This is a genomic window from Dyadobacter fanqingshengii (genome assembly GCF_023822005.2).
GTDB classification, from domain to species: Bacteria; Bacteroidota; Bacteroidia; order Cytophagales; family Spirosomataceae; genus Dyadobacter; species Dyadobacter fanqingshengii.
This window is the reverse complement of sequence record NZ_CP098806.1, coordinates 5872731-5886497: the sequence shown is the minus strand read 5'-3', so window position 1 is coordinate 5886497 and position 13767 is coordinate 5872731. Positions and strand designations below refer to the sequence as shown.

General features: G+C 44.8%; 11 protein-coding genes. 6 read left to right on the top strand and 5 right to left on the bottom strand.

The window, feature by feature from the left end; translation table 11 throughout:
• The first annotated feature begins 113 nt into the window (after positions 1-113).
• The 3 genes from NFI81_RS24730 to NFI81_RS24720 are packed head-to-tail and all read left to right on the top strand — an operon-like array spanning position 114 to position 3818.
• The gene (locus tag NFI81_RS24730; RefSeq protein ID WP_234616161.1) at positions 114-1853 is read left to right on the top strand and encodes an alpha-amylase family protein; all 1740 of its coding nucleotides are present in this window, start codon (positions 114-116) and stop codon (positions 1851-1853) included.
• A gap of 53 nt (positions 1854-1906) precedes the next feature.
• Positions 1907-2725, top strand: coding sequence for an N-acetylmuramoyl-L-alanine amidase-like domain-containing protein (locus tag NFI81_RS24725; RefSeq protein WP_234616160.1), 819 nt, complete (start codon positions 1907-1909; stop codon positions 2723-2725).
• Positions 2726-2729: 4 nt separating this feature from the next.
• Positions 2730-3818, top strand: a complete 1089-nt coding sequence (locus tag NFI81_RS24720; protein ID WP_234616159.1) for a mechanosensitive ion channel family protein — start codon at positions 2730-2732, stop codon at positions 3816-3818.
• 157 nt (positions 3819-3975) lie between these two features.
• Here the strand turns inward: NFI81_RS24720 and NFI81_RS24715 are convergent, their stop codons facing one another.
• The 3 genes from NFI81_RS24715 to NFI81_RS24705 all read right to left on the bottom strand — a co-directional run bounded on the left by NFI81_RS24715 (position 3976) and on the right by NFI81_RS24705 (position 6795).
• The gene (locus NFI81_RS24715) at positions 3976-5346 is read right to left on the bottom strand and encodes a HAMP domain-containing sensor histidine kinase (RefSeq protein WP_234616158.1); all 1371 of its coding nucleotides are present in this window, start codon (positions 5344-5346) and stop codon (positions 3976-3978) included.
• Positions 5343-6020, bottom strand: coding sequence for a response regulator (locus tag NFI81_RS24710; protein ID WP_234616157.1), 678 nt, complete (start codon positions 6018-6020; stop codon positions 5343-5345). Before NFI81_RS24710 ends, NFI81_RS24715 begins: the two co-directional genes overlap by 4 nt.
• A gap of 217 nt (positions 6021-6237) precedes the next feature.
• Positions 6238-6795, bottom strand: a complete 558-nt coding sequence (locus NFI81_RS24705; protein ID WP_234616156.1) for a DinB family protein — start codon at positions 6793-6795, stop codon at positions 6238-6240.
• A gap of 188 nt (positions 6796-6983) precedes the next feature.
• Here NFI81_RS24705 and NFI81_RS24700 point away from each other — a divergent pair, with 188 nt between their 5' ends.
• The 3 genes from NFI81_RS24700 to NFI81_RS24690 are packed head-to-tail and all read left to right on the top strand — an operon-like array spanning position 6984 to position 10458.
• Positions 6984-7595: a DUF4136 domain-containing protein gene (locus NFI81_RS24700; RefSeq protein ID WP_234616155.1), complete on the top strand. Its 612-nt coding sequence runs from the start codon at positions 6984-6986 to the stop codon at positions 7593-7595.
• Between the two features lies 1 nt (position 7596).
• Positions 7597-8259 carry a hypothetical protein gene (locus NFI81_RS24695; protein WP_234616154.1) on the top strand — a complete coding sequence of 221 codons (663 nt, stop codon included), beginning with the start codon at positions 7597-7599 and terminating at the stop codon, positions 8257-8259.
• 57 nt (positions 8260-8316) lie between these two features.
• Positions 8317-10458 (top strand): hypothetical protein, encoded by a 2142-nt coding sequence (locus NFI81_RS24690; RefSeq protein WP_234616153.1) that lies wholly within the window; start codon positions 8317-8319, stop codon positions 10456-10458.
• 58 nt (positions 10459-10516) lie between these two features.
• On the opposite strand, the gene pheA is transcribed toward NFI81_RS24690, so the two are convergent.
• Entirely contained in the window at positions 10517-11590 is a 1074-nt protein-coding gene (gene pheA / locus NFI81_RS24685) for a prephenate dehydratase (protein WP_234616152.1), read from the bottom strand.
• 99 nt (positions 11591-11689) lie between these two features.
• Positions 11690-13561: a DNA topoisomerase IV subunit B gene (locus NFI81_RS24680; protein WP_234616151.1), complete on the bottom strand. Its 1872-nt coding sequence runs from the start codon at positions 13559-13561 to the stop codon at positions 11690-11692.
• Positions 13562-13767 lie beyond the last annotated feature (206 nt).

The following is a 13767-nucleotide window of genomic DNA, read 5'->3' as shown; positions in this document are numbered from 1 at the left end:
AAATTTAATATCTTGCAAAATAGTAAAATTTTCCAAGCTCATCCCCGCAAGCCGTCTCAGAACGCGCCGGGAGGGGTTTGGCGAAATGATTTTTATAAATAATTCAACTTGATATGCCCGTAGTTAACAAGGATAAGTTCATAGTATATCAGGTGTTTACCCGCTTGTTCGGGAACCAGTGCGCGACCAACAAATTTTACGGCTCCATGGAGGAAAATGGCTGCGGAAAATTTAATGATATTACCGAAACAGCGCTCATCGCGCTGAAAGATTTCGGCATCACGCACGTTTGGTACACCGGCGTCCTGGAACACGCAACATTGACGGATTACAGTGAATTTGGAATAAATGCCGATCATCCGCTGATCGTCAAGGGCAAAGCGGGTTCTCCCTACGCCGTGAAAGATTATTATGATGTAGATCCGGACCTGGCAGTGGACGTTAACAAGCGGATGGAGGAGTTTGAGCGACTCGTTACACGAACGCATGGGCAGGATTTGAAAGTGATCATTGATTTTATTCCAAACCACGTTGCGCGTCAATATCATTCGAATGTCAGGGCTTTGGGAGTCAAGGATTTTGGCGAAGATGACGATACCACGGTTAGTTTCAGGCCCGAAAACAATTTTTACTACATCCCGAACCACGATTTTGTAGTTCCCGAAGGACATAAGCCGCCTGTTGACATTACGGCACCTTATCACGAAAGACCGGCCAAAGCAACGGGCAATGACGTTTTCCAGGCGCAGCCGAGCCAATATGACTGGTATGAGACCATTAAGCTGAATTATGGTGTGGATTATCAAAATGGCGGCTTACGCTATTTTGATCCGATCCCGTCCACCTGGTTGAAAATGTATGATATCCTCCGTTTCTGGACCGAAAAAGGGGTGGATGGCTTTCGGTGCGATATGGCCGAAATGGTGCCTGCGGAATTTTGGGCCTGGGTTATTCCTGAGATTAAAAAGCTGAAAGAGAGCGTTATATTCATTGCTGAAATTTATAACCCGGCTGAATATCACCACTATATCAAAACAGGCAAGTTTGATTACCTGTATGATAAGGTAGGCTTGTACAACACGCTGCGGAGCCTGATTGAAGGAAACGGAACCGTTGAGAACATTACCAGGATCTGGCAGCAGGAATCGGGCGATATCAGTGAAAATATGCTCCGGTTTCTCGAAAACCATGATGAACAACGCATTGCATCCCGCTATTTTGCGGGCGATCCCTGGGCTGCGGTCCCGGCAATGACATTGAGTGCAACATTGCATACGGGCCCGCTCATGATTTATTTTGGTCAGGAACTGGGCGTTAATCCAGTGGAAGCAGAAGGTTTTCAAGGAGAAGACGGCCGGACCACGATATTTGACTATTGGGGCGTCACAGAATTTCAGCAGTGGGTGAATGGCGGGAAGTTTGATCTTGAAAAGCTGAATGCAGACCAAAAGAAGTTGCGCGCTTTTTATGAAACATTAAACCGTTTTGTGCGTGAAAATGAAGCCGTTTATGCCGGCTCATTTTATGACCTGCAATATGTGAATGTGGACGGGCAGTCGCAAAATTACGATAAACGACTGCAATACAGTTATTTGCGATTTACTGATAATCAAAAACTTCTCTTTATTTATAATTTTGACAAAGAAAAAACCGTTGAAACATCCATAAAAATCCCGCAGGACGCCTGGGCAAACTTTTTAAAGCTTGGTAACACAGCAGCTTACAGATTGAAACCGGTTTTCCCTTCGTTTTTGCCCTCGCCAAGCTTACGGACCAACGAAATCACGTCGACCGGTGTTCAGGTCGGACTGTTGCCCAACTCCGTGTCAGTCTTCGAAATTGAGGCAAAATAAGCATGATAAGAGTCAAATAAAACGCAACTTTACGCAAAAAAGGAAATTTCAGCATGATCAGAGTTATAGTTCTATCCATTTTTCTCCTGTCGTCGACCGTGTCATTTGCACAGTTGGCGGTTCAAAAGGTTTTTGCACAAAAAATGGATTTACCGGAGAGCAGGGATATCGGGACGCAGGTTTTGCGCATGGGGGAATCGTTTTTGGGGACGCCTTATGTAGCCGGAACATTGGAAGGAAATCCGACAGAACGACTCGTTTGTAAATTTGACGGACTGGATTGCACTACACTCGTGGAAAGTTCGGTGGCACTGGCGGTTGCCAAAACAGAAAATCCAACATACGAAGGCTTCAAAAACGAACTTACCAAGCTGCGTTACCGTGAAGGAATCATTGACGGATATCCTTCGCGGCTGCATTATGTGCTCGATTGGATGTATGAAAATGAAAAACGCGGTCGGCTGGAAAATATTACGGCCAAAGTGGGCGGCGTTCCTTATAAGAAGGAGATTAATTTTATGTCCAACCATGCTAATTTGTATCCATCGATGGCAGAAACGGCGGTTTGGGAAAAAGTGCGCGAGCAGGAAGGCCAGATCAATGTGAGGGAGCATAGTTACATTCCAAAGTCTGGGATTCAAAAAGCCGAACCCATGCTGCACGACGGCGACATTGTAGCTTTTACGTCTTCGGTAGAAGGGCTGGACGTTAACCATATGGGCATTATTTCCAAAGTAGGCAGCCGCGCTTACCTGATCCATGCCTCTCTGACAGGTAAAAAGGTGATTATGACCAGTGTTCCGCTGGCTGAATACGTGGCCTCGGTCCCGAAACATACGGGAATGATCGTGGCGCGGCTCAACGATATCTGATCCAATGAACGATTTTTTTAACATGCTCGATTATCGGAACTCGCCGTGGCTCATAGTGCTGCCGGCGACGATAATCGGTCTGATAATCAGTGCAATAGTTATTAATATTATTAAGATTACAGCTGCAAAAAAGGAATGGCGGGCAGTTAAGGCCGTAAGTGAAAACCTGACGAGCGTTTTATATTTCTTCATCCCGCTTGTATTAGTCACCGCCGCACTTAAAACTTATTCTTTAACCCATCAGGATTACTACTGGACATTTACGATCAGCAAAGTGCTGCTTATCGCGGTTACCACGTGGTTGATGACGCGCATTGTCATAATCTTTGAGAAGGTGCTGATCGATCAGCTGGACTTCAACACGCCGGACAACAATCAGGCGCGGCGCTTGTTCACCAAGATCAAGTTTGTGAAAAGAATGGTGATCATTTTAATCATTACCATTGGGATTTCGATTTTGCTGCTGAGTTTTGAAAGTGTACGGCAATATGGTGTCGGTATCCTGACATCTGCGGGAATTTTTAGTGTAATTATCGGTTTTGCTGCCCAAAAATCCCTGGCCAATCTCATGGCCGGCATTCAGATCGCTTTTACACAACCCATTAAAATTGACGATGTCGTGATCGTGGAGGGCGAATGGGGACGCATTGAGGAAATTAACCTGACTTACGTGGTCGTCAATATTTGGGACCTGCGCAGGATCGTGCTTCCGATCACGTATTTCATTGAAACACCTTTCCAGAACTGGACACGTAACGACAGTGCGCTCATCGGCACTGCCTTTTTCCAGCTCAATTATTTAACGCCGGTTTCCCGACTCAGAGAAAAGTTGAAAGAAATTCTCGATACGACACCGCTCTGGGACGGCAAATCATGGGCATTGCAAGTGACTGATACCCAAGGACAACTCATGACCATCAGGACCTTAATGTCGGCCAGAAATTCTTCTGAGACGTTTGATCTGCGATGCTATGTCCGCGAAAAAATGATAGAATTTATTTCGCAGGAATATCCCGAAGCGCTGCCGAGCTTCCGCATTGAGGAAGTAAAAAAACAGGAAAGTGTGCTGCCTGATAGTGAGCATCGTATATAAAAAAACTGGCCCCCGAAATATTCGGAGGCCATTCTTTTCCTACTACTCACCTAACTCAATTTAAAGTTTAACACTGCGCGGAATAGCCAATTGCATGTTATAATGCAAATGACATTTCAGGTTGTTAAATGCACATTAACACCGAATTAAAAGAGCGTTAAAACGGAGGAAATTTAAGTATAAATGTAGTTCCCGAACCCAGCTCCGACTCCACTTCAATGCTGGCGCCCTGCATGTTGATAATGCGCTTGGTTAATGCCAGTCCTATGCCATAACCTGCTTTGCTGATCGTGGTAGCACTCCTGTAAAAGGTGTCGAAAATGTAGGGCAGTTCATCGGAAGCAATGCCAATCCCGACGTCTTTAAAATTTATCTTGATCAGGTCCTTCTGAATTTCCAGAAAGACATTGACAGTTTTGTTATTGGAATATTTGCAAGCGTTGTCCATGAGGTTCATAAAGGCCGTTTTCAGGAGGCTTTCGTCACCATATCGCTTCAACTGCTCCTCATCCTCGGGGATCTTATCGTAATGAATGTGCACCTCATAGCCCGGATTTTTCTGCTGCACAGACGCTTTCGCCTGCCAGAGCACCTCATCCACCCGGATCTTTGAGAATGTAACCTTGAATGCGTGTTCTTCTGTTCGGGCCAGCTCCAGCAATCTGCTCACCAGTTCATTCATCTCTTTCGCCTCCGACCAGATCCCTTTCAATGCCACTTTGTATTCTTCGCTGGCGCGCTCCTTCATCAGGCTCAACTCCGCTTCGCTCATGATGAGTGCGAGGGGCGTGCGCAGCTCGTGCGATGCGTGGGAGACGAAGTTTTTTTGTGCTATAAATGCTATTTCGAGGCGGCCAAGCATTTGATTAAATGTTTGCGCAAGCGCTGCCAGCTCATCTTTTTCGCGCCCTACGGTCACTTTTTCATGCAAGTTTCCAGCCGAAATGTTGTTCACCTGCGAAATGATGTCGGAAACTGGCTTAATGGCATCATTGGCAAATTGCCAGCCGGCCACGCCTACTAAAACGAGTGATAACAGCCATCCGATCACCAGGATTTCGCGGAGCCGCTTTAACTGGTTCATGCCGGGCACATCATTGGCAACCGCCATTACGACCCAGGGTTTCCTATGGTCCTGCAAGACGTGACGAATGATAATCGCTTCCTTCTTATCATGCTTCGTGCGAATTTCCCGTCCTGCCCGCGCCTCTGCTAATATGGTTTTGGAAAGAGTAAACTTCTCGTTCCCACCCGTGAATATCAGTGAATCTGCGCCGTCGTAGATCGTGATTTCTTCGTTGAGAAAAATGGTATTGTTCTCTTTTTCAATCTTTTCAATGTCTGCTTTGCTGATGTCCTGACTGGCTTCAACCAACTGGGCGATGGTCTGCGCGCGTTCGTTCAGGAAAGAATAGAACTGTTTCTCCCTGTATTGATCGTAGAAATAGTAAACGGAAAGACAAAATAAGGCCATGATGGATCCCACCAGCATGGTAAAAAGCAATGTCAGGCGGGACTTAATATTCATTCTTCCTTAAAAATATAACCCATACCTACGACGGTGTGGATCAGCTTAGCAGGATAATCTTTGTCCACTTTTTTTCTGAGAAAATTAATGTAAACATCAATCACATTGGTGCCTGTATCAAAGCGGATATCCCAAACCTGTTCGGCAATGTCTACACGCGACACCACGCGGCCTTTGTTACGCATGAGGTATTCGAGTAAAGCAAATTCTTTGGCAGTGAGGTCAATGCGGTTTCCTCCGCGGCGTGCCACCTTCTCGTCCAGATTAAGTTCGAGATCGGCCAGGCTTAGAATCTGATTGGATTGCTCCCGGTTGCTGTTTCTTTGTGATAAAACTTTAATTCGAGCTATTAATTCCCTGAATTCGAACGGTTTAACCAGATAATCATCTCCCCCGGCTTCAAAACCGTCCAGCTTGTCATCAATGGTTCCCAGAGCCGTTAAAAACAGGATTGGCGTTGCGAGGCCGTCGTGACGGAGCTGGCGGGCGAGGTCGTATCCATTCAGTAAAGGCAGGTTTACATCGAGAATGATAACATCAAAACGATAATTTGACGCCATCTTTTTCCCTACCTGCCCATCATATGCCAATTCTACTTCCCAGGATTGTTCTTCCAGGCCCCGTTTCAGGAAACCTGCCAGCTTGGGTTCATCTTCGACGATTAAAATTTTCATATATGCGTGGTGAGCAATTTTATTTTGCCAAATGTTGCACAGATTTTCTCTTTAAAAAAAGGCTGTCCGAAAATATCGGGCAGCCTTTTTGTCTATATCCACACCATTAGAACGTATGCAACTATCTACAACTTCGTTCTATTATAATGCAAAATATAAATTATTAATTATAAAACATAGGCAAGTTGCCATTTACACGAAATTAAATATAAGTATTTCAGTAATAGTCAGTTCCGTTATCCAGATCGGCACGGTCGTCAAATGCGCCATAATCATCCTCTTCCAGACGCATTCCCTTTACTGCTTTTTTGATCAGCCCGATTTGTCCTGCATGGTAAACGTCGTGCTGGATAACTCCGTGTATCAATGTATAATAACTGTAATCCCGGCCCGGCACAAATTCTTCCAGGAAACTGTCGCTTTCAATTTTTTCGAGCTCCGAAACCAATTCCTCCTGCGAAAGGCTTAACTCCATTTGAATGGCTTCCCATTCAAACTCATCCACCAAAGGGAATTTTTTCCAGTCCTTATCCAGTGTTTTAATGTCAAATTCAGCATCTCCCTGAATTTTGCGTACGGCAAAGATCCGCCATGTGGTCATGTGATAAACGATCTCCGCGATTGAGTGTGTGTTGGTACTTAACCTTACTTCTGCCATTTTCGGCGTAACGTCTCGCAAAGCTTCCACAACGGATGGGCCATACCAGGCCTCTTCACTTTCGTAGGTGTCGTTGAGTACATCTATAATCCTTAAAATCTCTTCTTTCGTTTCCATATATATACAAATGAGTTTGTACGGGGTTTAAATGATTTCCGGTTTGCTACAACCAATTTAGATTTATAATAGTCCTGAAAAATATCTGTAACGTTTAAAACTAAAAAATTGAACCGAGAAATAACGAAAAATAAAATGTTCAATTTCAAATTTCGTTTAATTATCATATTTAAATACTCAAAATAAACATGTTAAAAAAAGCTTCATTGTTCATACTCATGGCGGGAATAGGAATGATGTCCTGCTCCAAAGATCCTATCAGTGATTTGTCAACAGAAGAAACCCTCGTTTACATTACCAATCACGATAAAGCTGCCAATTATACGCAGTACAAAACATTCAGCATCGTCGATTCCGTGCTCGTTGTTGAGAACGGACAAGCCGGAACTGCACTGACCGAGCTGGACCGGGACGTTTTGATCCGCATTATTTCCAACATGGAAAAACTGGGATATAAGTATGTAAGTCCAAAAAGCAAGCCAGACATTGGCATTAACGCGAGCTGGATCACGAATACTTACCTGAATGTTGTTTCCCAGCCGTTATCATCCTATTACGGTGGATACTGGGGCGGCGGCGGTTATGGTTACGGCTATCCGAGTTATTACCAATATTACCAAACCAGCGAAAGTTACTGGCTGATTTCCATGCTGGATTTCAAAAACCCGAATACGGTGGACAAAACTTTCAAAGTAGTGTGGGATGCGCAGATCCGCGGCGCGGGAATCGGGGAACGACAATATGTGGACACAATGGTTGACTCTATTTTTGGTCAGTCAGGTTATTTAAAAATTAATTAAAATGAAAAAAATCATAATCATTGCCCTTTTCGTCATTGGTGGGTTTTCGTCTTATGCACAGGAGCCAGCGCCCAAGCTTTATACACTTCCATCTCCATTTGAGCGCTATACACATTACCTAGCAACGGCCAGACTAATGGGCGCAATGCCATTGGGATCATTTTCAGATAATTACATTGATAAGGCTTCTTTTCAAAACTATTCAATCTCCATTGAATGGGTTTTGAGAAATTCCCCAATCTCCGTCGGTGGAGAAATCGGCTCGACTTATTTTGAGAAAAGAATCCCAAGAACACTGTATCAGAATGGGGACGAAACGCTTTCTGCGGTTCAAACGCGCACGGTTTCGCAGTACCCGGTTGAAATTTTCGGGAATTATCATTTTTTGCCCAAAACATCCACCATCCAGCCTTATGTGCAGGTGAGTGGCGGGGTCAGCATTCTGGATTATACATTGTACTACGGTAACCTGGCTTCTCAGGACCAGAAAGTAAGGCCGAAATATGGCATTGGCCTGGGTTCAAAGTTCCTTTTCAAACGCGACGGAGCGTTCGGTGTGGACGTCCGGGTTAAGTATGACGGCGTTTCCTACAAGCATGAATATATTGACAAAGGAATCTCTTCTGTCAATGGGTCAATTGGTTTATTCTATCGGTGGTGGTAAGTTTGTCTGATCCTTTTCATCAATCCTGAATAATCTGTGCCCAATAATAACAGCATTTTGTCAAAATCAACTTTCTTTTGGATTACCGCAATACTAGTTTTTCTGACGGGGTCCGGCCTTTGGCTCTGGAACCGTTTCGGCCCTTCCACTGGCCGAGATTACCCCCAGAAAGTGGAAGCCTATCCGGTTGCAAAAACGATTGATTCCTCCTCTTCCGCCTGCGACCTTGTGGTGCGGCGATATAAACAGATCGGAAACGAAATGCAGTTTGAGCTCGCCGCTAATGCAGGCGGGCTTTCTCCTTATAATGTTGAAATAGCGCAAAAAGGCAAAATTTATCAATTCAAGGAAGTCCCGCATCGTTTCGGGATATGGCTTTCTATCATGCCATTAAGCCTGGAAACCGGCCCCGCCACGATTAAGATCACAAGTCTGGGACAACCCGGCTGCGAAACCTCTGCTTCTTTTGAATTTGATACAAATAAAAAAGTGGAAATTCTGGATCCACAGAGCTGGATCCGGCAGGGAAGCAAGGATAACTGGCTGGACGTGAGACCGGTAATGGTCAACGGAAAGCTGCATTTAAAGGATTTCGGCAATTATGACGACGGCCGTACGAAAGTCGTCATGATCGATGGCATTGAGGTAAAAGGGCTGGAAAGCGGCATAGAGGTGAAGCCAGGCTTTTTATACTCCATTACTGCCCGCTGGATCGATGCGCCTTATAATGATTGGTGGAACAAAATGCGAAACCGCTCATTAAGGCAGCAAAATATCTGGATCTCAGGAAAACCCGGTGCTAAGGAGGATACAAAGCTCACCCGTGTGGAAATACCGCAGTGGTTTTCGCCGTCGCGGACCATTAATGTTGATTTTGACACAAAATTCCCTGAATTTGAGCCGATTAAAGGCAAAATGGTGATGCAGTATCGCCTGAATGATTACGTCCCGACGGAGAATTATTACAAACGCGGGATCAATTATCTTTCTGGTGGAAAAGACACGCCTGCGCCGCGGATGCACTATACGGTCACGCCCAACTATTTTGCAGACAGGGATGAAAAATGGTTCTCTTCTTTGTCCCAATCCGAGGTGGAAACCTGGGCCGGCGTTCCCAACTTCGGTGTTTACGCGCTGGATTTTGAGTTTTGGAACCAACATTACATTCCGGAAGTAAAGCAGCGGCTAATCTGGTTTGCCAAAAGGATCCGGAAAAACAATCCGGATATGTATCTGCTGGATTATTGGGGCGGAGGTGCTTATACGAATCCGCATATCAACACCATGGGTGGAAAAAATCCGAAGGAGCTGATGGGCGATTATAATGATCCAAAATCCAATAATTCGAATTTTGAGCCTTTGCCAAATGGCGAAAGTTTCCAGGATCTTTTCAACACGACGCCTATTGATGTGTACCCAAAACCCATGTTCGTCATGGATGATAAGGGAAATACACCAAACAATTTTGTGCTTTTGTCGGCCATTCATTCTCTGCGGATCAACAAGCTTATCCCTTATCAGAAAAATAACAAATTCATTTTCTACGGCTGGAACCGCTACATGCCACTTTACCATGACCCTATTGTTCCCTGGAACTTCCAGCTGACCGAGCCAAAAGGCGAATTGGTGATGAACCAGCTTGAAATGATGCCAGCCAGCCAGGCTTTAAGCATGTCGCTCTTTTCCCTGATCCTGTTTGACGGATACTATTTATGGCATGACAGCGGCCCAAGCAGCAATGATCCGAATGCTTACAATGTTGGAGCCGACGCCTCTCCCTGGGGCAACGAGTGGTATCCCGCAGATGGAAAAACACCGAAAACCGAAATTGGCAAAAAGCCAAGAAAACGTGATGCGCCTTATTATTGGGACTATCCGACTGAGTTTTATTCGCTCGGAAACTGGATGGCCAAGCAGGTGGAAGATGTGATCGTAGGAGGAACAAATCAGGACCTGGCCATTCAGCTAGACGGAAACTGGGTGCAGCCTAAAAAGGAGCAGGTTTTACTGGCAATTGACAAGAAAGAGCCCTTCGTAACGTCCATTGTCAAAGGAAATCAGATCGTTGTTTTGGGTGTGGACTCGTTCCAGTCCCCTACTGCTAACCGTGTGGTGAAAGTTAAATTACCGGACGGCTCGGAAACATCCATTGAACTTTACGGAAACTGGCCTTCGCTTTACAGAGGGACATTAAAATAAAAAACAATTGCCGGGTGCCTAAGGCCCCGGCAATGAAAATACAATGCATTAATTCTTTTTATGAAACCCTGATATAACTTCCCAGCCATTTCAGGTGTGACCCATATTTGTGCATAATTTCCTGCACCGGCGGATCGTCCACATGTCCCAGGAATTCAACCAGAAACCAAGCTCTGAACGTTGAGGTTCCTCTTAACGGGCGGCTTTCAATTTTAGTGAGGTTAATTCCCCTGTCATTGAAGTCTTTCAAAAACTCATATAAAACGCCGGGACGGTTTGTATTAGGCAAGTTGGCGATAATGGTGGTTTTGTCATCATCACTTTTAATGTTGACAAAATCTTTGGCCAAAATCAAAAACCTTGTCCTGTTCTGGTCGCTGTCTTCAATGTTGTCGTAAAGGATCGGAACGCCGAAAAGCCTCGCAGAGATCGAGGAACAGATAGCAGCAGCATCCACTTCCTGAGCAGCCATTTTCGCAGCTTTCGAGGTCGACTCAACGGGGATCAGTTCAATGTCCATTCCTTCCAGATATTCGCTGATAAATTTCCCGCATTGGCGGAATGCAATGTCTTTGGAATAGATCCGGCGGATATTTTTCAGAGAATCGGATTGTGACGCGAATGTAAAATGTACCTGCAAAAGCACTTCCGCCACAATCGAGAGATTTTTTTCGCGCAGAAAATCCACTGTTTCAATCACAATGCCTTCCTGGTTATTCTCAATGGGCACAACGCCGAACTTGGCACGGCCCGTTTCCACACTTTCAAATACAGAATGAATGGTTGGCAAAACGAGATATTCGCTCATTCCGCCAAAGCGGCCCTCAGCGGCTTGGTGTGTAAAACTGCCTTCAGGCCCGAGGTAAGCCACTCTTTCGGGCAATTCCAGGTTACGGGAAACGGCGAAGATCTCGAAAAAAATAGCGTCAATAGCTTGCCGGGTAAGCAGACCGTCGTTGCGCTTTTCGAGGCGGTCCAGGATCTGCTTTTCTCTTTCGGGGCGATAAATGATAGACTGGGATGAACGTTTCAGGTCACCTACTTTTTTCACGAGCTCCATGCGCTCATTCAAAATACTAAGCAGCTGATCGTCAAGCGAGTCTATCCTGTTTCTTAGGTCTTGTAATTCCACTGAACGGTGATTAATATGTATCAGGAGGTCAGGTAAATACTTAAAGGCCCGGCCACTCCTAATGTTACTTTGTGCGCTCAAAGATAAACAAACAGCCGCCTATACTGCGAGCGCGAGTTCTTCAATGTTCTTTTCCGTTTTCAGATTATCAATGATAAAACGCTGGCGTTCAGGCGTATTCTTGCCCATGAAATAGCTCAATAATTTCTGAATAGAGGTTTCCTTTTGCAATATTACAGGTTCTACACGCATGTCTTCCCCGATAAATTTCCCGAACTCATCCGGTGAAATTTCACCGAGGCCTTTAAAACGCGTTATCTCAGGTTTGTTGCCCAGCTTGTTCACCGCGTGTTGCTTTTCCTCCTCGCTGTAACAATATATGGTCTCTTTTTTATTCCTGACCCTGAAAAGTGGTGTTTCCAACACAAAAAGATGCCCGTTACGAACTAGGTCCGGGAAAAATTGAAGGAAGAACGTCATCAGCAGCAAACGAATGTGCATCCCATCCACGTCGGCATCCGTCGCGATCACAATGCGGTTAAACCGCAGGTTTTCGACACCGTTTTCAATGTCGAGCGCATGCTGGAGTAAATTAAATTCCTCGTTTTCGTAAACAATCTTTTTGGTTAAGCCGAAACAATTCAAGGGCTTTCCTCTCAAACTGAAAACAGCCTGTGTTTGAATGTTCCTTGATTTTGTGATCGATCCACTTGCAGAATCGCCCTCGGTAATGAACAATGTGCTTTCATAGCGCAGTTCATTTTTAAGGTCTGTTAGGTGCAACCGGCAATCCCTCAATTTCTTATTATGCAGATTCGCTTTTTTCGCACGGTCGTTGGCCAGCTTTTTAATGCCCGCCAGTTCTTTCCGCTCTCTTTCCGATTGCTCAATCCGTTTTTTCAATGCGTCCCTCGCTTCCGGATGCATATGCAAGTAATTATCAAGCCTTTCCTTTACAAAATCGTTGACAAATGTACGGACGGTCGTGCTGTTGGGGTCGGGTGTAATGGTGTTTGAGCCTAATTTGGTTTTGGTCTGGGACTCAAAAACCGGCTCCTGCACACGAATTGCAACGGCGGCAATAATGGACGAGCGCACATCTTCCGGCGCATAATCCTTATTGAAATGCTCCCTAACCGCCTTTACAACAGCCTCGCGGAAGGCAGCTAAGTGCGTTCCGCCCTGCGTTGTGTACTGGCCATTAACAAAAGAATAATATTCCTCTCCATATTGATTGCCATGGGTCATAGCAAATTCAATGTCCTCGCCTTTCAAATGAATGATCGAATAACGCAGCGAGTCAGCATCGGATTTACTTTGCAGCAGATCCAGCAGGCCATTTTGCGAAATATATTTTTGTCCATTGAAATTAATGGTCAACCCCGCATTCAGATAGCAGTAATTCCAGATCATATTATCCAGATACTGGGGAATGTACCGGAAATTCTTAAAAATCACGCCGTCTGGTTCGAAGGCGATGTGCGTTCCGTTACGCTGGTTGGTCTGTATTTCTTTGGATTCGTTAACAAGCGCCCCTTGTGCAAATTCAGCGTTTTTACTCTTCCCTTCCCGGAATGACTGCACCTTGAAATACTGTGAAAGTGCATTAACCGCCTTCGTCCCAACACCATTCAAACCCACGGATTTCTGGAAAGCGCCAGAGTCATACTTCCCACCCGTATTGATCTTGGAAACGCAGTCTACAACCTTTCCGAGCGGTATTCCACGTCCATAATCCCTTACTTCCACCCGGTGCTCGGAAATCTTGATTTCTATGGTTTTTCCGTTGCCCATCATATGTTCGTCAATAGAATTATCGACGATTTCCTTAACCAATACATATATCCCATCATCCACCGAGGATCCATCGCCTAACTTGCCAATATACATCCCTGGCCTCAATCTGATATGTTCTTTCCAATCGAGTGACCTTATACTATCCTCATCATATTGCACGTTGGTACTTTCCATAAATTATGATCCCTTTGGAGGCTATTGTTGATTTTAAATATTGTATTTTAATAATTTAAGACATTTGTCGTTACCCTGTTATAACTTTACAGGAAATTAGCATGGGCACGATTAATAGAAATTCTTTAAAAATAGGAAAAATCTAATTTACTTTGCCATGTTATACACATCCAAAAATTAAGTATGCTCATATCCAAAATTCAAAA

Excerpts from the sequence above, each read along its gene's own strand:
- NFI81_RS24730 (WP_234616161.1), top strand. The coding sequence starts at position 114 with ATGCCCGTAGTTAACAAGGATAAGTTCATAGTATATCAGGTGTTTACC.
- NFI81_RS24725 (WP_234616160.1), top strand. The coding sequence starts at position 1,907 with ATGATCAGAGTTATAGTTCTATCCATTTTTCTCCTGTCGTCGACCGTG.
- NFI81_RS24720 (WP_234616159.1), top strand. The coding sequence starts at position 2,730 with ATGAACGATTTTTTTAACATGCTCGATTATCGGAACTCGCCGTGGCTC.
- NFI81_RS24715 (WP_234616158.1), bottom strand. The coding sequence starts at position 5,346 with ATGAATATTAAGTCCCGCCTGACATTGCTTTTTACCATGCTGGTGGGA.
- NFI81_RS24710 (WP_234616157.1), bottom strand. The coding sequence starts at position 6,020 with ATGAAAATTTTAATCGTCGAAGATGAACCCAAGCTGGCAGGTTTCCTG.
- NFI81_RS24705 (WP_234616156.1), bottom strand. The coding sequence starts at position 6,795 with ATGGAAACGAAAGAAGAGATTTTAAGGATTATAGATGTACTCAACGAC.
- NFI81_RS24700 (WP_234616155.1), top strand. The coding sequence starts at position 6,984 with ATGTTAAAAAAAGCTTCATTGTTCATACTCATGGCGGGAATAGGAATG.
- NFI81_RS24695 (WP_234616154.1), top strand. The coding sequence starts at position 7,597 with ATGAAAAAAATCATAATCATTGCCCTTTTCGTCATTGGTGGGTTTTCG.
- NFI81_RS24680 (WP_234616151.1), bottom strand. The coding sequence starts at position 13,561 with ATGGAAAGTACCAACGTGCAATATGATGAGGATAGTATAAGGTCACTC.